Raw genomic sequence first — 24,423 nt, 5'->3', positions numbered from 1 at the left:
GAGTCCACTGGACCGTTGACGGTCTTACTGGTATGAAACTGGTATGCCGCGTGGGAGCCTGCTCGCCGAGGGTCAGTCGCTGCCGGCCTGGACGGCCGACCGGTTGTGGTCCGACGTCGTCGCCGGGCGGGCCAGGTCAGGCGATCGGCTGCCCAGCGAGCGGGCGTTGGCCGAGCGCTACGGGGTCAGCCGGGTGACCGTGCGCAGTGCGCTGGGCGACCTCGCCGGGCGTGGTCTGGTGTCGGTCTCCCCGGCCCGTGGGTGGACCGTCGAGGTCGACACCGGACCGGTGGCCGACGACGTCGGGCACACCGTGCAGGGGTTCGCCGACTACGCGGCCGAGCGGGGTCTGGCCGCCCGCAGCGCCGTGCTCGCCCAGGGCACCCGGGCCGCCACGGTGGTCGAGGCCGAGCGGTTGCAGGTCGCGCCGGGCTCCCGGCTCTTCGCCATGCGCCGGCTGCGGTTCCTGGACGACGTCGTCGTCGCCCTGGAGGTCAACCGGCTCCCGCTCGCGCTGTGCCCGGCGCTGGCCACCACCGACTTCCACCACGCGTCGCTGTACGCCACGCTGCGCCGCAACGACCCGCCCCAGCTGCCCCGGGTGGCCGACTACTCGGTGGAGGCCCGGTACGCCGACGCCGAGGAACGCGCCCTGCTCGAGATCGAGGGCGAGGTGCCGATGCTGGTCGCCGACCAGCTCACCTACAACCAGCAGGGCCGCGCCCTGGAGTGGACCACCCAGGTCTTCCGCGGCGACCGCTACCGCTTCCGCGCCTCCATCACCGACTGACCCCTCAGCGAAGGGGTCGGACCAGGATCCTCGACCCCCGCCGTTCATGGCTGTGCAAGAAGCGCCGTTCTCGTCAGCCGGGCTGACGAGAAGGGCGCGCGTCGTGGGGCTCGGTGCCAGACACAGCGCGTAGGGCCCGGAACGTGCGTTCCCCCAGGCGGGTGGTCCGAGGGTCACGTGGGACCGGGCAGAGCCGGATCCGGGCGCGTCGCAGCCACCATCTCCGCAACGACGCCCGCTGTCGCACATGATGCGCGGGTTCCGCCGGTCCTCGGCGGCCGGCGAAGGAGAGACCACGTGGCGCTGTCGCGTCCCCGAACCACCCGCGTCCTGCGCGGTTCCACCCTGGGCCTCGGCCTGATCGTCGTCGCCGGGGCGACGGTTTCCCCGGCCCTGGCGATGGGCGACGGCACGCTCGACATCGACGCGAAGGCGGGCCTCACCGCGGCGACCGGGGCAGGAGCCGCGCCGCTGAACGACGCTCCCGCGCAGCGGGCGGTCACCGGCGCCCTGACGGCGGACTTCGGCCTCGGGAAGGAGCTGGACGTGCAGGTCCTGCCGACCGGCCCGGTGCCGGAGGACCTCGACCTGTCCGGCGCCGAGTTCCTCGCCACGCAGACCGATGCCTCCCCGGGCGTGACGCCCGCGACCGGCACCTGCGTCACCGACCAGTTCGGCAGCTGCTCCTTCACCTACGAGGACGGCCCGGAGATCCCGCAGTCCGCCCGGTTCCCGGGTACGGACGACGCACTCCCCGCGGGCCTCTACTCCCTGGTCCAGGTCTCGTCCACGCCGGGCCTGGACCCGATCGGTGGCTCGGCGAGCTTCGAGATCTGCAGCCCCGGCCTCGGGTGCTTCGACGGCGCCGACGCCGACGTCGAGAACGCCTCGCTGTTCCGCACCTCGATCACCACGGTGGTGACCGACCAGGTGAGCGGCGCTCCGCTGGCCGGCGCCTCCTACGAGCTGACCGGTCCCGACTACCCGCACCAGGACGCAGTGACGCCCGACGTGACGCCCCCGGCCCCGCTGCCCACCACGCCGACCACCGAGTCGACGACCGCGCCCTCGACGACGACCACGGAGTCGACGGCCACGGAGTCGACGACCACGGAGTCGACGACGGCGCCCACGACGACCGAGGCGCCGGTCACGACGGCCCCCACCACGACCGAGGCGCCCGTCACGACGACGGAGAGCACCACGACGTCCTCCACCAGCACCGAGGACGTGTCGACGATCGAGGCGCCACTGCCCTTCGCCGGCTCCGGGTCGATCCTGCGGGCCTTCGGGGACACCGTCTCCTTCGGCACGCAGGTCAGCGATGCCGCGGGCAGCCTCACCTTCGACGGCTTCTTCCTGCCCGGGACCGGCTACACGCTGACCCCGGTCACCGGGGTCGACGGGTACCGCGCCGACACCGTCTTCGCCTTCGCCGTGGAGACCACGTCGGCCCAGGCCGCGGCCGGCGAGGCGTTCCCGGTGAGCCGCGCGCTGGTGCCGACCGCTGCCGCGCCGAGCACGTCGGCGGCGCCGACCACGTCGGCCGCCCCCGTCGTCCCCGGTGGTGTGCCACGCCCCGGTACCGGCAACGCGGCCCTGGCCACCACCGGCTCCCCGGTGGAGACCATGACGCTGCTCGGGCTGGGCATGCTCGCCCTGGGTGGTGCCGCCACGGCGACCGGGACCGTCCTGCGGCGCCGTGCCCGACAGCACTCCTGAACCCCGGTTGTGGTGGGCCCGGTTCCGCTCTTCGGAGGAACCGGGCACGGAGGTCCTGACCGCCGTCGTCTCCGACGCCTTCCCGGCGGGCAGCGTGGTCGACCAGCCCGATGCCGGCCGACCACCGGGGTGGATGGTCTCCGCGACGGTCCGGTCCGGGTGCGTGCGCGGTCTGGACCTCGCCCGGCCCGGACTCCCGCTGCTCTGGTTCGTGGAGGTCGCGGAACCCGCCCAGCCCGAGCCCGCCGCCACCCTCATCGCCTTCAGCGACCCGCGTTTCCCCGGTGGTTCGGTCCTCGACCCCGAGGAGGCGCAGCACGCAGGAGTGGACGGTGACGCCCAGGTGGGCGCACTGCGCTGGTGGACGGCGACCGGGGTGGTGCACCAGCTCTACGTCGCCCCGCAGCACCGACGGCGCGGCATCGGCGCGGCCCTCGGCGTCGGCGCCTTCGCGCTGCAGGCCGTCCGCGGCGGGCCGGACCTGCACGGCAACGGCCGGCGTACCGAGATGGGGGAGGCCTGGCGGGAGCGTCTGCACCCCGCCGTTCGGCACTACTTCGCGCCCTGGACCGAGCGCGCCGCCCCCATGACACCGGGTACCTGACCAGCCCGTCCGACCCAGGGACCACACCAAGCGCCCTTCTCGTCAGACCTCCTGACGAGAAGGGCGCTCCTCGTCAACGGAGGGGGTCGGTGACGCCGTCGGTGCAGGCCAGGCCGGCGACGTCCCAGCCGGCCCGGGTGGCGCCGGCGGTGTAGGCAGCCTCGTAGAAGGCCAGGACGGCGGCGCGGGGGTCGGGTGCGGTCCGGGCGACGTCGTAGGGCAGGACGGCGAGGTGGCTGCCGCCGCGGGCCAGCCAGGACGCGCCCTCCGGCAGCGGCTCGGTCTCCAGGCCGGCGGGCTCGGGCGCGGTGTAGGAGTAGAAGGCCGGGTCGGGGTAGGAGGCGTCGCCGAACCAGAAGCCCGAGCTGACGACCTCGCGGGAGTAGGCCTCCCGGGTGACCGGGTCGGCGGCCGGCAGGTCGACCACCCGGTCGGAGAAGCGGGTGACCGCGATGTCGAAGGTGTGCCAGAAGTGGTGCACCGGGCTGGTCTTGCCGCTGAACCCGCCGGCGAACTCCTCCAGCACCAGGTTGACCTGGCTGAGCACCTGGAAGTACCGGGTGACGGCGGCGGCGTCCCAGCTCGCGTGCTCGGTGTCGGCGGAGAAGGGCCGGTCGGCGTCGGGCAGGTCGAAGGGGTGCGCGTCGGCGATGTCGACGTCGATGCCCAGCTCGGTTAGCGCGGCGACCAGACCCGCGTGCACGTCGGCGACCGAGCGGCCCAGCAGGGAGGAGGAGACCCGTCGTCCCTCGGTCGTGCTGACGTCCAGCCGGTGGTCGAGCAGGTCCAGGTCGACGGTGAACGTCGGGTCCAGGCCCATCGGGCGGGTGGTGATCCCGCGGCCGGAGAGGTGGAAGGGCACGTTCCACCAGTGGTTGCGGCGCGGGCTGGCCAGCAGCCGCACGCGGCCGACGACCTGGGCGACGCGGTGCACGGTGGCCAGCGTGTCCGACCAGCCGGCGTAGGGGATCGGGGGGAACAGCTCCATGCGGCCCCACCCTGGCCTAACCGGCCGAGACCCGGAAGACGGGTCGGGCGATCTCGGTCCGCCAGGCGGCGGTGTCCGGGGTGTCCCGTGGGCCCACCAGGTGGGTCTCGCGCACCGGGCCGTCGACGGCGAGCGCGTGCTCGGCCACCCAGCGGCCCAGTTCGCCGTAGGTGACGTCGATGGTGTCGTGGTCACCGACGTGCGTGCGGACGGCGAGGTCGGCCGCCGGCACCTCCCGGGGCCGCACCCGACCGGTCGTCGGCGCGCGGTCGGCGGGCACGTGCACCACGAGCTGCCCGCGTCCGACGGTGAACAGCGCGTCGTCCACCAGCACGCCGGGAGGTCCGGCGGGTGCGGGGACGGCGGCGTCCAACTCCGCCATCGCCCCGGCGTAGAAGACCAGCACGTCGGCCAGGTCGACGTCGGCGGCGACCGCGGCCACCGTCGTCGCCGGCACCGAGCGCAGCTCCACCTCCACCGGGCCCGGGTCCAGCAGGCGCTGCAGCGAGGCGACCGCGGCCGTCGTCCGGGCGAGCTGGGCCTGCAGCCGGTCCAGGTGCTCGGCCACCCGGGCGGCCCGCACGGCCGGGTCGGGTGAGGTGAGCACGGCCCGGACGTCGTCCAGCGGCAGGTCCAGTGCGCGCAGCTGGTGGATGACCTGCGCGGTGGGGACCTGCTCGGGGGCATAGGAGCGGTAGCCCGTCACGGGGTCGACGCGGGCGGGCTCGAGCAGGCCCGCGTCGTGGTAGCGGCGCAGCGTCCGGATGCTCAGGTGGGTCACGCCCGCGAACTCCCCGATGCCCATCACACCGCCGACTCTGCACCCTCTCCCCGGGGGAGACTCCAGTGTGTTGACCCGGTCGTCGGGGGAGGCCGCACGGTGGCCGTATGACCGAACTCCCCACCCCCGTCACCCGCTACCTCGACCAGCCCGCGATCGACCAGTTCACCGACGACGCCGTGGTCACCGACGAGGGACGCACCCACGTCGGCCGGGACGCCGTCGCCGCCTGGCTGGCCCGCTCGGCCTCGGAGTGGACGTTCACCACCACGTTCACCGGCGCCACCCGGGACGACGACGACCACGTGACCGTCACCCAGCACCTGGAGGGCGACTTCCCCGGCGGCGTGGTCGACCTGGCCTACCGCTTCACGCTGCGCGGCGAGCTGATCGCGGGGCTCCACATCGCCCCGTGATCACCTCGATAGTGCAGTTCCGGGCGTCCGCGACGGCGCGTCGCACCGTGTCGACGACCGCACCCGCACTCTCGTCGACGGGGGCCGGGGTCAGCGGGTGTAGCGGCCGGCGTCCAGGTCCTCGACGATCGTGGAGTGGGTCGGCGTCCAGCCGAGCAGCTCCTGCGTCCGGGCCGAGGACGTCGGGCTGTCCAGGGACAGCAGACCGCCGAGGAACCCGAACCGGGCGTCGGCGTCCGCCGCCGGGATCGAGGTGACCGGCAGCCCGGTGGCGCGCCCGATGGCCTCGGCGATGTCGCGGACGGGCACGCCCTCCTCGGCGACCGCGTGCAGCACCGAGCCGGCCGGCGCCTGCTCCAGGGCCAGCCGGAACAGCCGGGCGGCGTCGGCCCGGTGCACCGCGGGCCAGCGCGCGGCGCCGTCCTCCACGTAGGCCGAGCTGCCGCTCTGCCGGGCGGCGGTGACCAGGGCGGGTAGGAACCCGTTGTCCCCCTCCGCGTGCACCGACGGGGAGAGCCGCACGACCACCGAGCGCACCCCGCGGTCGGCGGCCTCCAGGGTCAGCTGGGCGGTGTGGTGCCGGGCCAGCACGCCCTGCGGGTCGCCCTCGACGACCCGACCGTCCTCCTCGGTGGCCAGGCGCCCCGGGGTCAGCCCGAGCACCCCGGAGGCGATGACCAGCGGGCGGTCCGACCCGGCCAGTGCGTCGATGAACACCTGGACCGCCGCACGGTCGGCGTCCGCGGCCGCGGCGCCCTGCCCGCTGAACGTCAGGTCGTGCTTGAACGCCAGGTGGACGACGGCGTCGGCCTGCTCGGCGCCGGACCGCAGCACGTCGAGGTCGTCCAGCGACCCGGTCAGCACGGCGGCGCCGGCTGCGGTGAGGGCCTGGGCGGAGGCCTCGGAGCGGGCCAGGCCGGTGACCCGGTGGCCGGCGGCGAGGAGCTCGGGGACGACGGCGGAGCCGATCCAGCCGGACGCGCCGGTGACGAGGACGTGCATGGGAGGTACCTCCGGACGAGGGATGACAGTGACTGACATGGACGCTAGCACCAGATGTCAGTCACTGTCATCGGTAGCCTCGCCCCCATGGGTCGCTGGGCACCGGACGCGCGCGGGCGGCTCATGCAGGCCGCGATGGAGCTCTACGTCGAGCACGGCTACGACCGGACGACGACGGCCGACATCGCCGAGCGGGCCGGGTTGACCGAGCGGACCTACTTCCGTCACTTCGCCGACAAGCGCGAGGTGCTCTTCGACAGCACCGGCGAGCTCGAGGCCCTGGTGGTCGCCGCGGTGGTCGCCGCACCCGCGGACGAGGCGCCGTTGCCGGCGGTCGCCGCCGGGCTGCACGCCGGGGGGCTGCTGCTGGACTCCTTCGGCGCGGACGCCCGCCGGCGCGCCGCCGTCGTCACCTCCCACCCCGAGCTGCGCGAGCGCGAGCTGCAGAAGATGGCGGCGCTGGCCCGTGCCGTCGCCGGGGCGCTGGGGGAGCGCGGTGTCGCCGAACCGGCTGCCACGCTGGCCGCCGAGACCGGCGTGACGGTCTTCCGGCTGGCCTTCGACCGGTGGGCGGGCGACCCGGCCGGCCCCGACCTGCCCCGGGTCATCACCGAGCTTCTCGCCCAGCTGCGCGCCGTCGCCACCGACTGACCCCCGGATCCCAGAAACCGCGGTTTCCGGGATCCGGGCCCGGGCTGACGAGAAGGGCGTCTGTCGTCAGCGGGGTGGGGCTCGTGGGGCGGGTGGGATCGGTTCCAGGGGCGTTCGGGGGCTGAGGCGCAGGTCAGCGATCCGGATGGCCGACGCAACCAAGACGTTACAAACGTAACGAGCAGCAGCCTCTTGGCTGTCCTTGTAATGAACGCTACGGTCCCCTCACCCGAACGAGCGATGGCCGAGGTGATCCCTCCGCAGCTCGTCCGGAGGGCCCGGCGCACCCCCCAGCACGTCTCTCGGCACACCTCCCACCCACCCGCGTCGCGGGCAGATCGACGAGGACAGTCATGACACGCAGAACCCGAACCAGGTCCGCCGCGATCGCCGTCGTCGCGGCCGTCGCGCTCACCGCCTGCGGGGGCGGGAGCGACAGCTCCAGCGCCGGCGGCGGCAGCTCCGAGCCGGTCATGGGGGGTGACCTGACCATCGCCCGTGCCGCGGACGCCATCTCGATGGACAAGACGACGACGTTCGACAACAACTCGATCTACGTGATGCAGCAGATGATGCAGCCGCTGTTCACCGTCAGCGAGGACGGCTCGACCGTCGAGCCGCTGCTGGCCACCGGCTACGAGGTCAGCGAGGACCAGCTGACCTACACGATCACGCTGCGCGACGACGTCACCTTCTCCAACGGCGACCCGCTGACCGCCGAGGACGTGAAGTTCTCCCTCGACGAGAACACCGCCACCGGCGCCGACGGCTGGGGCTTCGTCAACGCCGCCATCGACACCGTCGAGGCCGTGGACGACCAGACCGTCTCGATCACCGTGAAGTACCCCTGGGCCCCGCTGATCGCCGACCTGTCGATCTTCGCCAACGCGATCATCCCGGCCGACTACGACGGCCAGACCGCCGAGCAGTTCTACGAGGCCCCGGTCGGCACCGGCCCCTTCGTCTGGGACGAGTGGCAGCGCGGGCAGTACCTGACGCTCACCGCCAACGACTCCTACTGGGGCGAGAACGGCCCCTACCTGGACAGCGTGACCTGGACCGTCGTCCCCGACGCCAACACCCGCAAGCTGCAGCTGCAGGGCGGCCAGATCGACATCGACGACACCCCGGACTGGTCCAGCTTCGAGTCGCTGTCCACCACCCCGGGCGTCACCGCGACCGCCTTCCCGTCCACCCGGATGGACTACATCGCCTTCAACCAGCAGGTGGAGCCCTTCCAGGACGTCCACGTGCGCCGGGCGATCGCCTTCGCCATCGACCGCGAGTCGATGGTCGACGCCGTCCTGTACGGCAACGGCGAGCCGGCCAACTCCCTGCTGAGCCCGGGCACCCCGTACTACGACGAGAGCGTCGAGGGCCCGACCTTCGACCTGGACGCAGCCCGCGACGAGATGGCGCAGTCCAGCGTCCCGGACGGCTTCTCCACCAGCCTGCTCATCGCCTCCGGTGACCCCAACCAGGCCTCGGTCGCCCAGATCATGCAGTCCCAGCTCGCCGAGCTCGGGATCGACATGGAGATCCGCCAGCTCGAGCCGACCGCCAACAAGCAGGCCCGGCTGGCCTCGGACTTCGACATGACGATCTCCGCCTGGACCATGGACATCCCGGACCCCGACCAGTGGACCTCCTTCGCGGTGGACCCCGAGGGCGGCTCGCACTCCGCCTTCACCTACTGGGACGACCCGGCCGTGATCGAGCTCAACCAGCAGGCGCAGCGCGAGATCGACGAGGGCACCCGCCAGGACCTGTACACCCAGATCCAGGAGCAGGCCGGCGAGAGCGCCTTCCTCGCCTACCTCTACTACTCGCCCTACGCCTACGCGATGACCGACGCCGTCCAGGGCTTCCAGGTCACGCCGCTGGGCAACTACCCGCTCGCCGAGGTCTACAAGACCGAGTGAGTCCCTGCCCCGGGGGCGGCCTGCGCGCCGCCCCCGGGGCACCCCCCGGCCTCACCGAGGAGGTGGGCACGTGTTCGACCGGCTCCGGTTCGTCCCGATCAGGCTGCTGCAGTCCATCCCGGTGGTGTTCGGGGTGACGATCGTCGTCTTCTTCATGGTCCACCTGCTCCCGGGCAACCCCGCCCTGGTGCTGCTGGGCCAGTCCGCCACCCCCGAGCGGGTCGCGGCGCTCAACGAGCAGCTCGGGCTCAACGAGCCGCTGTTCGACCAGTACCTGCGCTTCCTGGGCAACCTGGTCCAGCTCGACCTCGGCCAGAGCATCACCTACCAGCGCCCGGTGACCGAGCTGGTCGCCGACGCCGTCCCCATCACGCTGTCGCTGCTGGCCTACGCGCTGGTGCTCTCGCTGGTGATCAGCATCCCGCTGGCCGCCGTCGCCGCCAGCGCCCCCGGCCGGGTCCGGGACGCCGCCGTCCGGGCGTTCACCCTGCTCGGGCAGGGCATGCCGCAGTTCTGGGTCGGCATCATGCTCATCCTGCTGCTGGGCGTGAAGGCCCAGGCCTTCCCGGTCGGCGGGTACGGCAAGACCCCCGGCGAGCACCTCTACTACCTGTTCCTGCCGGCGCTGACGCTGGCGATCGCCATGTCGCCGACGACCATCCGCAGCCTGCGGGCCTCCACCATCGCGGTGCTGGGCTCGGACCACGTGGGGACGGCGCGGAGCAAGGGCGCCGCCGGCGTCCCGCTGTTCCGCCAGCACGTGCTGCGCAACGCGGCCATCCCGACCGTGTCGATCATCGGGGTCAACCTGGGCTACCTCGTCGGTGGCTCCCTGGTGATCGAGAAGGTCTTCGCCGTCCCGGGCCTGGGCTCGCTGATGGTGAACGCGATCTTCGCCCGCGACTTCCCGACCATCCAGGCCGTCGCGCTGGTGGTCGCGCTGTTCGTCGTCGTCGTCGGCATCCTCACCGACGTCGTCTACACCGCCATCGACCCCCGCGTGGACCTCGCCTCCAAGGAGCGCGCATGACGACGACACCCGCCCCGCCGGCGGTGGACGCGGTCGAGGCCGAGGCCACGGCCGAGGTCACCCCGGCCGACGCCGGCCGCCCGGTCCGCTCCCGCAAGCTCAAGCCCTGGTACCGCAACGGCACCCTCGTGGTGGGCCTGGTCATCACCGGCCTGCTGGTGCTGACGGCGGTCTTCGCGCCGCTGCTGGCGCCCTACGACCCGGTCAAGCAGAACCTGCAGGACGCCCTGCAGGACCCGAGCTCCGCGCACTGGCTGGGCACCGACAAGTACGGCCGCGACGTGCTGTCCCGGCTGATCTGGGGCGCCCGGGTCGACCTGCGCATCGGCTTCCTCGCCGTCCTCATCCCGTTCGTCGTCGGCACCGTGGTCGGGGCGCTCGCCGGCTACTTCGGCGGCTGGTTCGACACCGTCGTCATGCGCGTGGTCGACGTGTTCTTCGCCTTCCCGTTCTACGTGCTGGTCATCGTGCTGGTGTTCGTCCTGGGCGCGGGGGAGAGCAGCATCTACCTGGCGATCGCCGCGGTCTCCTGGGTCGCCTACGCCAAGATCATGCGCGGGGAGCTGCTGGTCGCGAAGAAGCAGGACTACGTCATCGCGGCGCGGCTGGGCGGGATGAGCCACGGCCGGATCCTGCTCAAGCACATCGCCCCCAACGTGATGAGCCAGGCGCTGATCTACGCGATGAGCGACATCGTCATGGACATCATGGCCATCGTCACGCTGGGCTACCTGGGCCTGGGCATCGCCCCGCCGACCGCCGAGTGGGGCTCGATGATCCTCGACGGCCAGGAGTTCATCACCACCCAGTGGCTGCAGGCGACCATCCCCGGCCTGGCCGTCGTGGTCACCAGCCTGGGCCTCTCGCTGCTCGGCGACGGCCTCTCCGACCACCTCTCCCCGGAGCGCCGGAAGTGACCGTCATCGAGACCGACCAGCAGCGCGTGACCCTCGACCCGTCGGTCCCGCTGCTGAGCGTGCAGGACCTGTCGATCGGCACCCGGTCGGCCGCGATCGTCGAGGGCGTCTCCTTCGACGTCGCCGCCGGCGAGCGGTCGGGCATCGTCGGGGAGTCCGGGTCGGGCAAGTCGCTGACCCTGCGGGCGATCGCCGGGCTGCTGCCGCGCGGGGTCGCGGTGCAGGGCGGCCGGATCGAGTACGGCGGCAGCGACCTGCTCACCATGTCCGCCCGCCGGCGCCGCGCGCTGATGGGCCCGGAGATCGCAATGGTCTTCCAGGAGCCGATGACCGCGCTCAACCCGGTCATGCGGGTCGGCGACCAGATCGCCGAGGGCCCCCGCCGGCACCTCGGGCTGGGCAAGAAGGAGGCCGCCGACCTCGCGGTGCAGATGATGGCCCGCACCGGCATCCCCGACCCCGCCCGCCGGGCCCGCGCCTACCCGCACGAGCTCTCCGGGGGTCTCCGCCAGCGGATCATGATCGCGATGGCGGTCTCCTGCGGGCCGCGGCTGCTGCTCTGCGACGAGCCCACCACCGCCCTGGACGTCACCGTGCAGCTGCAGGTGCTCAAGCTGCTGGAGAAGCTCTGCACCGACACCGGGACGGCGCTGGTGTTCGTCACCCACGACCTCGCGGTGGTCAACCAGACCTGCTCCGACGTCGACGTCATGTACGCCGGGCACATCGTGGAGGCCGGTCCGGTCGCCGAGGTGTTCGCCGCCCCCAAGCACCCCTACACCCGGGGTCTGCTGGAGAGCGCGCCGGACTTCGACCGGCCCGACCGCGAACTGGTGCCCATCCCGGGCTTCCCGCCCAACGTCGCCGACCGCGGCCCGGGTTGTCCCTTCGCCCCGCGCTGCGGCTACGTCACCGACCACTGCCGGACGGCGATGCCCCCGCTGGCCACCGTCGCCCCGGGTCGGCTGGCCGCCTGCTTCGAGACCGACCGGCTGGGGGACGTGCTGTGACCACCACGGAGAAGGCGCCCGCGCTGCAGGTCGAGGGCCTGACCAAGAGCTACAGCCTCGGGACGTCGTGGCTGTCCAAGGTGCTGCGCCGTGGGTCCAGCACCCTCACCGCGCTGGACGGCGTGGACCTGGAGCTGCGCCGCGGGGAGGTGCTGGCGCTGGTCGGGGAGTCCGGGTCGGGCAAGTCGACGCTGGCCAAGATCCTGGTCGGCAGCACCGGACCCACCTCGGGCACCGTGCAGCACGACGGCGTCGTGGCCGGCAAGCGCGACCGGGAGTCCTCCCGGCGGGTGCAGATGGTCTTCCAGGACCCCTACTCCTCGCTCAACCCCCGGCTCACCGTCGGCGCCGTGCTCGCCGAGCTGCTGCGGCTGCACGACGTCGTCCCGCGGTCGGAGGTGCGCGCGGAGAGCATCCGGCTGCTCGGCCTGGTCGGCATGGAGGCCGACGTGCTCGACGCCTACCCCAGCCAGTTCTCCGGCGGGCAGCGGCAGCGGCTGGCGATCGCCCGGGCGCTGGCGGTGCGGCCCGACGTGCTCATCGCCGACGAGCCGGTGTCCGCCCTCGACGTCTCGGTGCAGGCCACCATCCTCGAGCTGTTCGCCCGGCTGCGTGCCGAGCTCGGCCTCTCGGTGCTGTTCATCGCGCACAACCTGGCCGTCGTCCAGCACCTGGCCGACCGGGTCGCGGTCATGTACCTGGGCCGGATCGTCGAGGTGGCCCCCACCGCGGAGCTGTTCAGCTCGCCCCGGCACCCCTACACCCGGGCGCTGATCGACTCCATCCCGCGGATGACCGCCGGCAGCGTGAACGACGAGTTCGAGCTGGACGGCGAACCGCCCTCGCCCTACGACGTCCCCAGCGGGTGCCGGTTCCACCCCCGCTGCCCCCTGGCCGACGACGGCTGCCGGGCCACCGACCCGGCCCTGCTGACCATCGGCCCCGCCCGGCTGTCCGCCTGCCTCAAGGCCGACGAGCTGGCCACCATCCCGCTACCCGACACGACTGCAACGGAGCTGCCGCGATGAAGACCTGGATCTCCTTCGACATGGAGGGCGTGGCCGGCATCGTCGACTGGGACCAGTGCCGTCCCAGCGGCGGGGCCCGCTACGAGCTCGGCTGCCAGCTGATGCTCGCCGAGGTCAACGCCGCCATCGAGGGCGCGATCGCCGGGGGTGCGACCGAGGTCGTGCTCAACGACAGCCACGGCACGATGGCCAACCTCGACCCGCGCGCGGTGGCCGGCAACGCCCGCTACATCGGTGGCCGGCACAAGCCGCGCTACATGATGCAGGGGCTGGACGAGACCTTCGACGCCGTCTTCTTCGTCGGGTACCACGGCTCCATCTCCGGGGCACCCTCCACGCTGAGCCACACCTACAACCCCGAGGTCTTCGCCGCCGCCCGGGTCAACGGCCGGCTGGTCGGGGAGAGCGGGATCAACGCCCTCGTGGCCGAGCACTACGGCGTGCCGATCGCGTTCGTCTCCGGCGACGCCGTCACCTGGGAGGAGACCGCGCCCTACGCCGAGGGCGGGGTCAACGTGGTCACCAAGACCTCGCTCACCCGGTTCTCCGCCGACGCGCTGCACCCCGACGAGTCCTGCCGGCTGATCCGGGCCGGTGCCGAGGAGGCCATGCGCCGGGTCGCCGCGGGCACCGTGCAGACCCCGGGCATCAGCCGCCCGGCCACCCTGGAGCTGGACGTGCAGACCGGCGACATGGCCGAGGTCGCCACCTGGGCGCGCGGCGTCGAGCGGACGGCGGAGCGGACCATCGCGATCACCGGGGACGACCTGCTCGGCGTCTTCACCGCCTTCGTGGCCACGAACTACATCACCCGTCAGGCCGGTGGCCGGTGACCACCCAGCTGTTCACCGCCCCGCCCTCGCCCCAGGGCTGGTCGCTGGTGCTGCACGGCGGCGCCGGCGGCCGGGTCGAGGAGCTCTCCCTGGAGGTCGCCGCGGACTACAGCGCCGGGCTCACCACCGCCTACCGGGCCGGTGAGGCGGTGCTGGCCGCCGGCGGCAGCGCGCTGGACGCCGTCTGCGCCACCGTCGAGGCGCTGGAGGACGACCCGCTGTTCAACGCCGGCCGCGGTGCCGCGCTGACCTCGGCCGGCACCGCCGAGCTCGATGCCTGCGTGATGACCGGTGACGGCCGGGCCGGTGCGGTCGCGGCCTGCCTGCACGCCCGCAACCCGGTGCACGCCGCCCGCCGCGTGCTCGAGGACAGCGCCGCGGTGCTCCTGGTCGACCCGCCCCGGCAGCTGCTCGAGGACTGGGCGCTGACCACCGTCGAGCGCGACTACTTCCTCACCCCGGCCCGGGTGCAGCAGCTGCGCAACGTGCAGGACAAGGTGCTGGCCGGTTCCCGGCACGGCACCGTCGGCGCCGTCGCCCGGGACACCGCCGGCCGGGTCGCGGCCGCCACCTCCACCGGCGGCATGGTCGACCAGAGCGAGGGCCGGGTGGGTGACACCCCGATCGTCGGGGCGGGCACCTACGCCCGGGACGGCGTCGGCGCGATCTCCTGCACCGGGCACGGCGAGGCCTTCATGCAGGGCGTCGTCGCGTACGACGTCGCCGCCCGGGTGCGCTACCTGGGCACCCCGCTGGACCAGGCGCTGGTCGACACCGTCGCCGCCGAGCTGGACACCCGGGACGCGATCGGCGGGCTGATCGCGGTCGGCGCCGACGGCCGGATCGTCGTGGGCCACAACAGCCCGGCGATGTTCGCCGCCTACTCCGACGGCACCCGGCTGGTGACGCACACGTGACCCCGTTGCGCGACGAGGTCTTCGCCCGGATGGACGAGCTGTCCCCGGCGGAGAAGAAGGTGGCCCGCTCGCTGCTGGCCGACTACCCCAGCGCCGGGCTGGCCAGCGCCGCCCAGCTGGCCAAGAGCGCCGGCACCAGCACCCCCACGGTGCTGCGGCTGGTCAGCCGGCTGGACATCGGCTCCTACCCGGAGTTCCAGCAGCGGCTGCGCGAGGAGGTCAGCCAGCAGCTCAACTCCCCGGTCAGCCGGGCCGCCGACCGCCTCACCGGCGAGGGCGACGGCACGCTGTTCTCCCGCTCGGTGGGCCAGCGACTGGGTCTGGTCGACCGGCTGTCGGCCACCGTGCCGCCGAGCGAGTTCGAGGCCGCCGTCGAGCTGCTCGCCACCGCCGCGGGCTCCATCGTGGTCAACGGCGGCTACTTCTCCCGCTACGTCGGGCAGATCCTGGTCATGCAGCTGGACCAGCTGGTGGACGGCGTCGTGCTGGCCACCGAGCCGCTGGGCCGCGACATCGGCCTCTACCTCGGGATGGGCAAGGACTCCGTCGCCGTGGTGTTCGACCTGCGCCGCTACGAGCTGCCCGCCAAGCAGGTCGCCGCCCTGGCGAGGGAGCGCGGCGCCGCGGTGCTGGTGATCACCGACGAGGGGCTGTCGCCGGCCGCCGACGACGCCGACGTGGTGCTGCCGATCGCCGTCGACGGCGTCCCGTTCGACTCCTTCGCCGCGCTCGTCGTGCTGGTGGAGGCCCTCGTCGAGGGCGTCTTCCAGCGGGTCGGGGAGGCCGGGCTCGCCCGGATGCGCGCCTGGGAGGAGTCGGTGCAGATCCACCGCGCCTTCCGGGCCGGGCCTCCGCCGGTGGAGTCCGAGTGACCGAGCTCGACGGCCTGACCGCCGTCGTCACCGGGACCGGGCAGGGCATCGGGTCGGCCATCGCCGCCGCGCTCGGCGACGCCGGGGCCACCGTGCACGGGGTCGACAGGGACACCGTGGACCTGTCGGTGCGCGCGGAGGTGGAGGCCTTCATGGCCGGCATCGGCCGGGTCGACGTGCTGGTCAACAACGCCGGCGGCGTCGTCGGGCAGACCCACACCCCGCTGGAGGAGCTCACCGACGAGGCCTGGGACGCCGTCTACGACGCCAACCTGCGGACGACGCTGAACTGCACCCGGGCCGTCGTGGGCGGCATGAAGGAACGCCGGTTCGGCCGGGTCGTGGTCATCTCCTCCGGCGCCGGGCGCAGCGTGAGCCTCACCGGCATCCAGGCCTACGCCTCGGCCAAGGCCGCCCAGATCGGCCTCACCCGCCAGCTCGCCCACGAGCTCGGCCCGCACGGCATCACCGTCAACGGGGTCGCACCGGGCTTCGTGCTGTCCAACCCCACCACCCAGGCGCAGTGGGAGTCCTACGGCGAGGCCGGGCAGCAGGCGCTGCTGGACAAGATCGCCGTCCGCGCCACCGGGACGCCGGCCGACATCGCCCGCGGCGTCCTCTTCTTCGCCTCCCCGGCCGCCGGGTGGGTCAGCGGTCAGACGCTGTCCATCGACGGCGGCCACTCGCTCTTCTGAGGAGTCCCATGACCAGGCTCGACGAGCTGGGCGAGCGGTACTTCCGCCTCCAGCACACCTACGACCCCTACAACGCCACCCTGCTCGGCATCGCCGAGTTCGACGGCCTGGTCGGCGACCCGTCGGTCGAGGCCAGTGACGCCGCGGCCGCGGACCTCGCCGCGATCGGCACCGAGCTCGCCGACGTGGTGCCCACGACCACCGACGAGCAGGTCGACCACGGGGTGCTGACCGTCCTCGCGCACGGCGCCTCGCGCGATGCCCACCACGCGCTCTGGGCGGCGAACGCCTCGGCCAAGGGCTACGTCAGCCGGCAGGGGCTGGTGTTCCAGGCCGTCCCGGCGATGACCGTCACCGACGCCGACTCGACCGACCGGTACGCCTCGCGGCTGGCCGGCATCGGCGGCTTCCTCACCGCACTGGGGGAGCGCTACGAGCTCGAGGCCGCCCGCGGGCGGGTGCCCACCGAGCTCGGGGTGCGGCACGCGATCGGCCAGCTGGAGGGCCACCTGCGCGCCGACCTGGACGACGACGTGCTGCTCACCCCGGTGCGCGGGCGCACCGAGGGCCACCGGGACGTCGTCGCCGACCGGATCCGCCCGGCGATGGCCGCGCTCGCCGACACCCTGCGCGGGCTGCTGCCGGTCGCCCGGCCCGACGACCGGGTCGGCATCGCGAACGTGCCCGGGGGCGAGGAGGCCTACGTCGACGCCGTCGCCCGGCACACCACCACCGACCTGACCCCGGCGCAGGTGCACCAGATCGGCCTGGACACCCTGGCCGAGCTCGCCCCGCGCTGGAGCGAGGTCGGGCAGCGGGTGCTGGGGGAGTCCGACTTCCCGGCGATCGTGTCGCGGCTGCGCACCGACCCGGCGCTGCGGTTCCAGACCAGCGACCAGATCGTCGCCGTCGCCCAGGCCGCGCTGGAGCGCGCCCAGGCCGCCCAAGACGACTGGTTCCCGCACTACGACATCGCCCCCTGCGTGCTGGAGGAGATCAACCCGGTCGACGCCGAGGGCGCGGCGATGGCCTACTACCGCCCCCCGGCCGCTGACGGCTCGCGGCCGGGGGCGCACTGCCTGCTCACCACCCACCCCACCGAGCGGTTCCGCTTCGAGTACGAGGCGCTGGCCTTCCACGAGTCGGTGCCCGGGCACCACCTGCAGCTGGCCAGTGCCCAGACCCTCGACCTGCCCCGCTACCGCCGGCACCTCGACGTCGAGGCGTGCAGCTTCAACGAGGGCTGGGGGCTGTACTCCGAGGCCCTCGCCGAGGAGATGGGGCTGTACTCCGGCGACACCGCGCTGTTCGGGATGCTGTCCTTCGCCGCGCTGCGGGCCTGCCGGCTGGTCGTGGACACCGGGATGCACGCGCTGGGCTGGTCCCGGGCGCGGGCGATCGACTTCATGCTCGACCACACCGCGACCACCCGCGAGCACGTCACCAGCGAGGTCGACCGGTACGTGTGCTGGCCCGGCCAGGCGCTGGCCTACACCGTCGGACGACGGGAGATCGGCCGGCTGCGCACCCGCGCGGAGACCGAGCTCGGCGCCCGCTTCGACCTCCGCGCCTTCCACGGCACGGTGCTGGGCCAGGGCGCGCTGCCGCTGGCCGTGCTGGACCAGACCGTCGCCCGCTGGACCGCGGGCGTCCTCGGAACCACCCCTGCAGAGGAGACCCCCGCGTGGACCTGACCATCAACGGCGCCCGGCTGAACGTCGAGGTCCACGGCCCCGAGGACGGGCCGGTGCTCATCGCCCACCACGGCGGCGGCGGCATCGGCTCCCTCGCCGAGCCGAAGGCCACCTTCGGCCCGCTCGCCGACCGGTTCCGGGTCGTCGTCTTCGACGCCCGCGGCTGCGGGCTCTCCGAGGGCGTGCCGCCCTACAGCCACGAGCAGTGGGCCGCCGACGTCGAGGGCCTGCGCGAGTGGACCGGTGCCGATCAGGTCGTCGTCGCCGGTGGCTCCTACGGCGGGTTCATCGCCCTGGAGTACGCCGTCCGGTACCCCGGCCGGGTGCAGGCGATCGTCCTGCGCGACACCTCCGCCGACGGGTCGAACCTGGAGTTGGCGTTCGAGAACGCCCGCACCCAGGACCGGGTGGAGATCGACTGGGAGCGGTTCAACCGCTACTGGCACGGCGAGACCACGTCGGACGCCGACCTCAAGCAGCTGTGGAGCGAGCTCATCCCGCTCTACGACAAGCACTACGACCCGGAGAAGTCCGCGGCCGCGGTGGAGGCCGGGATCTACCGGCACGAGGCGCACAACTGGTGCTTCCAGCACAACTGGGGCTCCTACGACCTCACGGCCGACCTGCCCGCGGTCACCGCGCCCACCCTGGTCACCGTCGGCCGGCACGACTGGGTCACCCCGGTCAGCTCCTCGGAGACCATCGCCTCGCTGCTGCCCAACGCCGAGCTCGTGGTGTTCGAGGAGTCCGGGCACTCGCCGCAGAACGAGGAGCGCGAGCTGTTCCAGTCGACGTTGCGCGGCTTCCTGGACCGGGTCGTGCCGGCGTGACCGGGCCGGTCGTCGTCATCGGCGCCGGGGCCATCGGCGGCACGTTGGGTGCCCGGATGGCCCGTGACGGGGTCGACGTGCTGCTCTGCGACGCCGACGTCGAGCACGTCGCCGCCGTCCGGGAGCACGGGTTCCGCATCGAGGGCCCGGTCGACGAGTTCACCGTGCGGGTGCCGATCGTGACCCCCGAGGAGCTGCCCGACCGGATCGACCGCGCGATCGTCGCGGTGAAGAGCCACCACACCCCGGCCGCCGCCGAGCTGCTGCGCACCCGGCTGGCCCCGGACGGCGTGGTGCTCACCGTGCAGAACGGGCTCACCGCCGACGTGCTGGTCGCCGCCGTCGGGAAGGAGCGGGTGCTGTCCTCCTTCGTCAACATCGGCGCCGACGTGATGGGCCCGGGCCGGGTCATGCAGGGCAACGTCGCCGCCTTCCACGTCGGCGAGCTCGACGGCGGTGAGATCACCGACCGGGTGCGCGCCTTCGTGGCCGTGCTGCCCTACGCCCAGGCCACCGACAACGTGCTGGGCTACCTGTGGGGCAAGGAGGCCTACGGCGCGATGCTCTGGGCCGGAGCGGTCAGCGACCTGTCCATCGCCGAGACCCTGGAGCGCCCGGAGTACCGGCCGCTCATGCTCGCCGTCGCGCGCGAGGTGCTCGCTCAGGCACCGGTGCCGGTGGAGAGCTTCGACGGGTTCGTGCCCGACGACCTCGAGGGGTCCCTCGACCGGCTCGCCGCGTTCAACCGGCGCAGCGCCAAGACCCACAGCGGCATCTACCGCGACCTCGCGGTGCGCAAGCGGAAGACGGAGATCGACAGCATGCTGCGCGACCTGGACGGGCCGGTCTTCGCCGAGATCGGCCGGATCATCCACGACATCGAGGACGGGACGCGCGTCAACTGCGTGGCCAACCTCGACGAGCTGGCCGCCTTCGTCGCCGGGCGCCCGGCATGAGGGCCGCCGTGCACCAGGCCGCCGGCGTCGTCACCGTCGAGGACGTGCCGGACGCCGCGCTGGTCGAGCCCACCGACGCCGTCGTCCGGGTGCTGCGCTCCTGCATCTGCGGCTCGGACCTGTGGTCGTACCGCGGGATCACCCAGCGGGCGACCGGCTCGCGCTGCGGGCACGAGTTCCTCGGCGAGGTCACCGACGTGGGCTCCGCCGTGTCCACCGTCCGGCCGGGGGACCTCGTGGTCTCCCCGTTCACCTGGTCGGACAACACCTGCCCGGCCTGCCTGGACGGCGTGCACACCCGTTGCGACGCCGGCGGCGGGTTCGGTGCCCCCGGCTCGGACGGCGGTCAGGGCGAGGCCGTCCGGGTGCCCCAGGCCGACGGCACCCTGGTCGCCGTGCCCGGTGGACGGGCCGGGATCGACGACGTCCAGCTGCCCGCGCTGCTGGCGCTGTCGGACGTGATGGCCACCGGCCTGCACGGCGCGGTGCTCGCCGGGGTCGGCGAGGGCTCCACCGTGGTCGTGATCGGGGACGGCGCCGTCGGGCTCTGCGCCGTCCTCGGTGCCCGCGCGGTGCTGGGTGCCGAGCGGGTCGTGCTGATGAGCCGGCACGCCGACCGGGCCGCCGTCGGCCGCTCGTTCGGGGCCACCGACGTGATCGCCGAGCGTGGCGAGGAGGGCATCGCCGCCGTCCGCGAGCTCACCGGCCGCGGGGCGCCGCACGTCGTGGAGGCCGTGGGCACCCCGCAGTCCTGGGAGATGGCCCTGGGCATGGCCCGGGTGGGTGGCCGGATCGGCGCGGTGGGGGTGCCGCACACCTCGCCGGAGATCGCGCTGTTCCCGATCGTCCGCCAGCACCTGACCGTGTCCGCGGGCATCGCCCCGGTGCGCCGCTACCTGCCCGACCTGGTCGACCGGGTGCTGGCCGGCACGCTGGACCCCGGCCCGGTGTTCGACCTGACCCTGCCGCTGGAGCGGGTGGCCGAGGGCTACGCAGCGATGGACGAGCGCCGCTCGATCAAGACCGTGCTGGCCGGGTGAGGATCGCCGACGTCCTCGCCGTCCCGGTGCGGGGCGGGTTCTTCACCGACGACCAGGCCGCGATCCTGGCCGGGGCCGAGCACGACGGCTTCGGCTATGCCGGGGCCCCGGTCACCCCCGGCTTCACCGCGATCCGGCAGCCCGCCCAGGCGCTGAGCGTGCTGCTGGTGCTCGAGGACGGCTCGGTCGAGCACGGCGACTGCGCCGCGGTGCAGTACAGCGGGGTCGGCGGGCGGGACCCGGTCTTCGACGCGGTCGCGGCCCGGGACGTGGTGCTGCGTCAGGTCGCTCCGCTCCTCCGGGGCCGGGACGTGTCGGGGTTCCGGCCGGTCGCCGAGGAGCTCGCGCAGCTGCCGGTGCACACCGCGATCGGCTACGGGGTGAGCCAGGCGCTGCTCGCCGTCGCCGCCCGGCACCAGCGCCGCACGATGGCCGAGGTGGTCCGCGACGAGTACGCCACCGGCGTCGAGCTGGCCGCCGTGCCGCTGTACGGGCAGACCGGCGACGACCGGTACGCGAACGCCGAGAAGATGCTGCTGCACCGGGTCGACGTGCTGCCGCACGGGCTGTTCAACTCCCTCGCGCTGATCGGGACGCAGGGGGAGCGGCTGGCCGACTACCTGCGCTGGCTGGTGGCCCGGGCCGGCGAACTGGCCCCCGGGCACCGGCCCCGGCTGCACGTGGACGTCTACGGCACCCTCGGGCTGGCCTTCGGCGGGGACGTCGGCGCGGTCGCTGCGTACCTGGCCGCGCTCGGCGAGGCGTGCGCGCCGTTCGAGCTGGCCGTCGAGCACCCGGTGGACGGCGGGGACCGGGCCGGCCAGATCGCGGTGTCGGCCGCGCTGCGCACCGAGCTGGCCCGGCGGGGCAGCGGCGTGCGGGTGGTGGTGGACGAGTGGTGCAACACCGCCGACGACGTCCGGGCCTTCCTCGCCGCGGACGCCGCCGACGTGGTGCAGGTCAAGACCCCGGACCTGGGCTCGCTGACGCACACCGTCGAGGCGCTGCTCGCCGTCCGGGCGGCCGGGGTCGAGGCGTTCTGCGGCGGCACCTGCGCCGAGACCGAGCGGTCGGCGCAGGTCACCGCGCACGTGGCGATGGCGTGCGGGGCGTCGCAGGTGCTGGCCAAACCGGGCATGGGACTGGACGAGGGGTTGATGGTCGTGGGCAACGAGATGGCCCGGACGCTGGCGCTGGCGGGCACCCGGTGAGCGCCACCGAGGAGGTGCTGGCCGACCTCGCTGAGTACGTGGCGATCCCCAGCGACAGCCGCAGCGCCACCCCGGAGACGATGCGGGCCGCTGCCGAGTGGCTCACCGGGCAGCTGGCGTTCGCCGGCGGCCGGGTCGAGGAGACCGCCGGCCACCCCGTCGTCCGCGGCGAGTGGCTCGGCGCACCGGGCGCGCCCACCGTGCTGGTCTACGGGCACTACGACGTGCAGCCCACCGGTGACCTGACCGCGTGGACCACCCCGCCCTACGAGCTGACCCGCACCACGGTGCGCGGTGCGGACGTCGTCCGCGGCCGGGGCGCCACCGACGACAAGGGCCCGGTGCTGCTGGTGCTGCACCTGGCCCGCCGGCTGCTCGCCGAACGCGGCACCCTCCCGGTCAACCTGCGGTTCCTGATCGAGGGCGAGGAGGAGATCGGCAGCCCGCACCTGGGCGACTACGTGCGCGCGCACGCCGCCGAGCTGGCCTGCGACCTCGTCGTCTCCGCCGACGGCGCGATGTGGCGGCCCACCGAGCCCTCGATCTCGATCGCCTCCAAGGGCCTGGTCTCCCTCGACGTGGTCGTCACCGGGGCCTCGACCGACCTGCACTCCGGGCGGTACGGCGGCACCGTGGCCAACCCGGTGCACGCCCTGGCCCGGCTGCTCACCTCGCTGCACGACGAGGACGGCACCGTCGCCGTCCCCGGCTTCTACGACGGCGTGCCGGCGCTGACCGAGGAACGGCGCGCCGAGCTCGCCGCGATCGCCTTCGACGAGGACGCCTACCGGGACTTCCTCGGGGTGCCTGAGCTCGCCGGGGAACCCGGGTTCGACACGCTGACCCGGCTCTGGGAGCGGCCCACGCTGGAGGTCAACGGGGTCACCGGCGGCGGGAAGTACTCGGTCGTCCCGCACACCGCCACCGCCCACGTGACCTGCCGGCTGGTGGGGGAGCAGGACCCGGACGCGGTGGTGGCCGCGGTGACCGCGCACGTGCTCGGCCAGCGGCTGCCCGGTGTGCGGGTCGAGGTGCACGACGACGGCGTGCGGGTGCCGGCCTACCGGATCGAGCCCGACCACCCCGCGGTCGTCGCCGGCCGGGCCGCGCTCGCCGAGGTGCACCCCGGCGAGGAGGTGCTGCTGGCCGTCATCGCCGGCACCCTGCCGTGCACCGCGCTGTTCGAGGACGTGCTGGGGGTCAAGACGCTGTTCTTCTCCTTCGCCACCGCCGACGAGCAGCACCACGCCCCGGACGAGTTCTTCCGGGTCGCCCGGATCGAGGCCGGCATGCGGGCCTGGGCCGGGCTCTGGGACCGGTTGGCGGCGTCGTGACCTACTCCTCCTACGACTACCTGGCCGGCGACCTGGGCCTGCCCGTCGTCCCGCTCGCCCCGGACGGCCCGCGGGTCGCGCCGTGGTCGACGCCGCCGGCGCCCGACGTCGTCGCCCGGGCGCGCCGGCTGGTGGACGGGTCGCTGACGATCAGCCTGCACGACCACCCGGTGCTCTTCCCGGCCGACATGGCCGACACCCCGCGGTACAACCGCACCGGCCGGCAGCACACCGCGTTCGCCGGGCTCGCGGCGTCCGGGCTGACCGTGGTGTTCGACAACATGATGGACGGCACCGCCTGCGTCACCGGCAACGCCCCCTGGCAGTGGGACGACGTGGTGCTCGACCTGGGGATGCGGCTGGCCGACCTGGCGCACCAGTCCGACGTGGTCGTCGTCCGCACCGTGGCCGACATCGAGGCCGCGCACGCCGCGGGCACCGTCGGGCTGGTGTTCGGGCTGGAGGCCGCCACCCCGATCGGCAACGACCTGGACAAGCTGGACGTGCTGTTCGGGCTGGGCATCCGGCAGTGCGGGATCGCCTACTCCGACGCCAACGCGCTCGGCTCGGGCTGCAACGAGGCGGTCGACGGCGGGCTCACCGCGCTGGGGCGGCGCGCCGTCCGGCGGATGAACCAGCTCGGCCTGGCCGTCGACGTCTCGCACTCCTCCGACCGGACCGGCATCGACGCGTGCGCGGTCTCGGACGCGCCGGTGTTCTGCACGCACGCCGGCGCCCGGGCGGTCTGGGACGTCCCACGGCTCAAGGGCGACGACCTCATCCGGGCCGTGGCCGACACCGGCGGGGTCATCGGCATCTCGGCCGCCCCGCACACCACCGTGTCGCACGCGCACCCCGCGCACAGCCTGGCCTCCGTGATGGACCACCTCCTGTACTGCATCGACCTGGTGGGCATCGAGCACGTCGGGCTGGGCCCGGACACCCTGTTCGGCGACCACGTCGGGCTGCACACCGCCTTCGCCGGGCTGCTGCAGACCGAGCCCCGCCCCGGCGCCCCCGAGCCCGTCCGGGTCCCGTGGGTCGACGGCCTGGAGAACCCGGCCGAGTGCTTCCCCAACGTCGCGGCGTTCCTGCTCGACCGCGGGTTCGCCGACGCCGACGTCCGCGCCGTCCTGGGCGGCAACGTCCTGCGCGCCCTCCGCGACATCTGGCCCTGACC

General features: G+C 73.6%; 24 protein-coding genes. 21 read left to right on the top strand and 3 right to left on the bottom strand.

Features of this window, described 5'->3' with window-relative positions; genetic code table 11:
• Positions 1-43 precede the first annotated feature (43 nt).
• The 3 genes from ASG36_RS18435 (at position 44) to ASG36_RS18425 (ending at position 3,116) form a co-directional block, all read left to right on the top strand.
• Positions 44-790, top strand: a complete 747-nt coding sequence (locus ASG36_RS18435; protein ID WP_082523271.1) for a GntR family transcriptional regulator — start codon at positions 44-46, stop codon at positions 788-790.
• 297 nt (positions 791-1,087) lie between these two features.
• Positions 1,088-2,512 carry a hypothetical protein gene (locus ASG36_RS22400; RefSeq protein WP_055767344.1) on the top strand — a complete coding sequence of 475 codons (1,425 nt, stop codon included), beginning with the start codon at positions 1,088-1,090 and terminating at the stop codon, positions 2,510-2,512.
• A 163-nt stretch (positions 2,513-2,675) separates the two neighbouring features.
• A complete protein-coding gene (locus tag ASG36_RS18425; protein WP_157498938.1) occupies positions 2,676-3,116 on the top strand; it encodes a GNAT family N-acetyltransferase in 441 nt (146 codons plus the stop codon).
• Positions 3,117-3,189: 73 nt separating this feature from the next.
• Here ASG36_RS18425 and ASG36_RS18420 read toward each other — a convergent pair whose 3' ends face one another.
• The gene (locus tag ASG36_RS18420; RefSeq protein WP_055767338.1) at positions 3,190-4,104 is read right to left on the bottom strand and encodes a DUF5996 family protein; all 915 of its coding nucleotides are present in this window, start codon (positions 4,102-4,104) and stop codon (positions 3,190-3,192) included.
• Between the two features lie 16 nt (positions 4,105-4,120).
• Positions 4,121-4,909, bottom strand: coding sequence for a MerR family transcriptional regulator (locus ASG36_RS18415; protein WP_255354654.1), 789 nt, complete (start codon positions 4,907-4,909; stop codon positions 4,121-4,123).
• An 83-nt stretch (positions 4,910-4,992) separates the two neighbouring features.
• On the opposite strand from ASG36_RS18415, the gene ASG36_RS18410 reads away from it, so the two are divergent.
• Positions 4,993-5,301, top strand: coding sequence for a nuclear transport factor 2 family protein (locus ASG36_RS18410; protein ID WP_055767333.1), 309 nt, complete (start codon positions 4,993-4,995; stop codon positions 5,299-5,301).
• A gap of 90 nt (positions 5,302-5,391) precedes the next feature.
• Here the strand turns inward: ASG36_RS18410 and ASG36_RS18405 are convergent, their stop codons facing one another.
• Positions 5,392-6,303: an SDR family oxidoreductase gene (locus ASG36_RS18405; protein WP_055767330.1), complete on the bottom strand. Its 912-nt coding sequence runs from the start codon at positions 6,301-6,303 to the stop codon at positions 5,392-5,394.
• A gap of 87 nt (positions 6,304-6,390) precedes the next feature.
• Between ASG36_RS18405 and ASG36_RS18400 the strand changes: the two genes are divergently transcribed.
• The 17 genes from ASG36_RS18400 to ASG36_RS18320 all read left to right on the top strand — a co-directional run bounded on the left by ASG36_RS18400 (position 6,391) and on the right by ASG36_RS18320 (position 24,421).
• Entirely contained in the window at positions 6,391-6,954 is a 564-nt protein-coding gene (locus tag ASG36_RS18400) for a TetR/AcrR family transcriptional regulator (RefSeq protein ID WP_055767327.1), read from the top strand.
• A 353-nt stretch (positions 6,955-7,307) separates the two neighbouring features.
• A complete protein-coding gene (locus tag ASG36_RS18395) occupies positions 7,308-8,876 on the top strand; it encodes an ABC transporter substrate-binding protein (RefSeq protein ID WP_055767324.1) in 1,569 nt (522 codons plus the stop codon).
• Between the two features lie 70 nt (positions 8,877-8,946).
• Entirely contained in the window at positions 8,947-9,906 is a 960-nt protein-coding gene (locus tag ASG36_RS18390) for an ABC transporter permease (RefSeq protein WP_055767321.1), read from the top strand.
• Complete coding sequence (locus tag ASG36_RS18385; protein WP_082523270.1) at positions 9,903-10,823, top strand: ABC transporter permease; 921 nt, start codon at positions 9,903-9,905, stop codon at positions 10,821-10,823. The genes ASG36_RS18390 and ASG36_RS18385 overlap by 4 nt, the downstream gene beginning before the upstream one ends.
• Positions 10,820-11,833 carry an ABC transporter ATP-binding protein gene (locus ASG36_RS18380; RefSeq protein ID WP_200944553.1) on the top strand — a complete coding sequence of 338 codons (1,014 nt, stop codon included), beginning with the start codon at positions 10,820-10,822 and terminating at the stop codon, positions 11,831-11,833. Before ASG36_RS18385 ends, ASG36_RS18380 begins: the two co-directional genes overlap by 4 nt.
• Entirely contained in the window at positions 11,830-12,861 is a 1,032-nt protein-coding gene (locus ASG36_RS18375; protein WP_055767317.1) for an ABC transporter ATP-binding protein, read from the top strand. Before ASG36_RS18380 ends, ASG36_RS18375 begins: the two co-directional genes overlap by 4 nt.
• Positions 12,858-13,694, top strand: coding sequence for a M55 family metallopeptidase (locus ASG36_RS18370; RefSeq protein WP_055767314.1), 837 nt, complete (start codon positions 12,858-12,860; stop codon positions 13,692-13,694). Before ASG36_RS18375 ends, ASG36_RS18370 begins: the two co-directional genes overlap by 4 nt.
• Positions 13,691-14,611 carry an isoaspartyl peptidase/L-asparaginase family protein gene (locus ASG36_RS18365; RefSeq protein WP_235495237.1) on the top strand — a complete coding sequence of 307 codons (921 nt, stop codon included), beginning with the start codon at positions 13,691-13,693 and terminating at the stop codon, positions 14,609-14,611. Before ASG36_RS18370 ends, ASG36_RS18365 begins: the two co-directional genes overlap by 4 nt.
• Positions 14,608-15,483: a MurR/RpiR family transcriptional regulator gene (locus ASG36_RS18360; RefSeq protein ID WP_055767311.1), complete on the top strand. Its 876-nt coding sequence runs from the start codon at positions 14,608-14,610 to the stop codon at positions 15,481-15,483. The genes ASG36_RS18365 and ASG36_RS18360 overlap by 4 nt, the downstream gene beginning before the upstream one ends.
• The gene (locus ASG36_RS18355) at positions 15,480-16,178 is read left to right on the top strand and encodes an SDR family NAD(P)-dependent oxidoreductase (protein ID WP_235495235.1); all 699 of its coding nucleotides are present in this window, start codon (positions 15,480-15,482) and stop codon (positions 16,176-16,178) included. Before ASG36_RS18360 ends, ASG36_RS18355 begins: the two co-directional genes overlap by 4 nt.
• An 8-nt stretch (positions 16,179-16,186) precedes the next feature.
• Positions 16,187-17,872, top strand: a complete 1,686-nt coding sequence (locus ASG36_RS18350; protein WP_055767308.1) for a DUF885 family protein — start codon at positions 16,187-16,189, stop codon at positions 17,870-17,872.
• Positions 17,863-18,702: an alpha/beta fold hydrolase gene (locus ASG36_RS18345; protein WP_055767305.1), complete on the top strand. Its 840-nt coding sequence runs from the start codon at positions 17,863-17,865 to the stop codon at positions 18,700-18,702. Before ASG36_RS18350 ends, ASG36_RS18345 begins: the two co-directional genes overlap by 10 nt.
• Complete coding sequence (locus ASG36_RS18340; RefSeq protein ID WP_055767298.1) at positions 18,699-19,658, top strand: ketopantoate reductase family protein; 960 nt, start codon at positions 18,699-18,701, stop codon at positions 19,656-19,658. Before ASG36_RS18345 ends, ASG36_RS18340 begins: the two co-directional genes overlap by 4 nt.
• A complete protein-coding gene (locus ASG36_RS18335; protein ID WP_055767296.1) occupies positions 19,655-20,698 on the top strand; it encodes an alcohol dehydrogenase catalytic domain-containing protein in 1,044 nt (347 codons plus the stop codon). Before ASG36_RS18340 ends, ASG36_RS18335 begins: the two co-directional genes overlap by 4 nt.
• A complete protein-coding gene (locus ASG36_RS18330; RefSeq protein WP_055767293.1) occupies positions 20,695-21,909 on the top strand; it encodes a methylaspartate ammonia-lyase in 1,215 nt (404 codons plus the stop codon). Before ASG36_RS18335 ends, ASG36_RS18330 begins: the two co-directional genes overlap by 4 nt.
• Positions 21,906-23,243: a M20/M25/M40 family metallo-hydrolase gene (locus ASG36_RS18325; RefSeq protein ID WP_055767290.1), complete on the top strand. Its 1,338-nt coding sequence runs from the start codon at positions 21,906-21,908 to the stop codon at positions 23,241-23,243. Before ASG36_RS18330 ends, ASG36_RS18325 begins: the two co-directional genes overlap by 4 nt.
• Entirely contained in the window at positions 23,240-24,421 is a 1,182-nt protein-coding gene (locus ASG36_RS18320) for a dipeptidase (protein WP_055767287.1), read from the top strand. Before ASG36_RS18325 ends, ASG36_RS18320 begins: the two co-directional genes overlap by 4 nt.
• Positions 24,422-24,423: the final 2 nt, after the last annotated feature.

The sequence above is a fragment of the Geodermatophilus sp. Leaf369 genome (assembly GCF_001424455.1).
Lineage (GTDB): Bacteria > Actinomycetota > Actinomycetes > Mycobacteriales > Geodermatophilaceae > Klenkia.
The sequence above is the reverse complement of the archived record's forward strand: the minus strand, read 5'-3'. Positions and strand labels throughout refer to the sequence as shown.

What these genes read in the sequence shown, in the direction of transcription:
- ASG36_RS18435 (WP_082523271.1), top strand. Translation starts at nt 44, where the DNA reads ATGCCGCGTGGGAGCCTGCTCGCCGAGGGTCAGTCGCTGCCGGCCTGG.
- ASG36_RS18420 (WP_055767338.1), bottom strand. Translation starts at nt 4,104, where the DNA reads ATGGAGCTGTTCCCCCCGATCCCCTACGCCGGCTGGTCGGACACGCTG.
- ASG36_RS18415 (WP_255354654.1), bottom strand. Translation starts at nt 4,909, where the DNA reads ATGGGCATCGGGGAGTTCGCGGGCGTGACCCACCTGAGCATCCGGACG.
- ASG36_RS18410 (WP_055767333.1), top strand. Translation starts at nt 4,993, where the DNA reads ATGACCGAACTCCCCACCCCCGTCACCCGCTACCTCGACCAGCCCGCG.
- ASG36_RS18405 (WP_055767330.1), bottom strand. Translation starts at nt 6,303, where the DNA reads ATGCACGTCCTCGTCACCGGCGCGTCCGGCTGGATCGGCTCCGCCGTC.
- ASG36_RS18400 (WP_055767327.1), top strand. Translation starts at nt 6,391, where the DNA reads ATGGGTCGCTGGGCACCGGACGCGCGCGGGCGGCTCATGCAGGCCGCG.
- ASG36_RS18395 (WP_055767324.1), top strand. Translation starts at nt 7,308, where the DNA reads ATGACACGCAGAACCCGAACCAGGTCCGCCGCGATCGCCGTCGTCGCG.
- ASG36_RS18385 (WP_082523270.1), top strand. Translation starts at nt 9,903, where the DNA reads ATGACGACGACACCCGCCCCGCCGGCGGTGGACGCGGTCGAGGCCGAG.
- ASG36_RS18370 (WP_055767314.1), top strand. Translation starts at nt 12,858, where the DNA reads ATGAAGACCTGGATCTCCTTCGACATGGAGGGCGTGGCCGGCATCGTC.
- ASG36_RS18350 (WP_055767308.1), top strand. Translation starts at nt 16,187, where the DNA reads ATGACCAGGCTCGACGAGCTGGGCGAGCGGTACTTCCGCCTCCAGCAC.
- ASG36_RS18335 (WP_055767296.1), top strand. Translation starts at nt 19,655, where the DNA reads ATGAGGGCCGCCGTGCACCAGGCCGCCGGCGTCGTCACCGTCGAGGAC.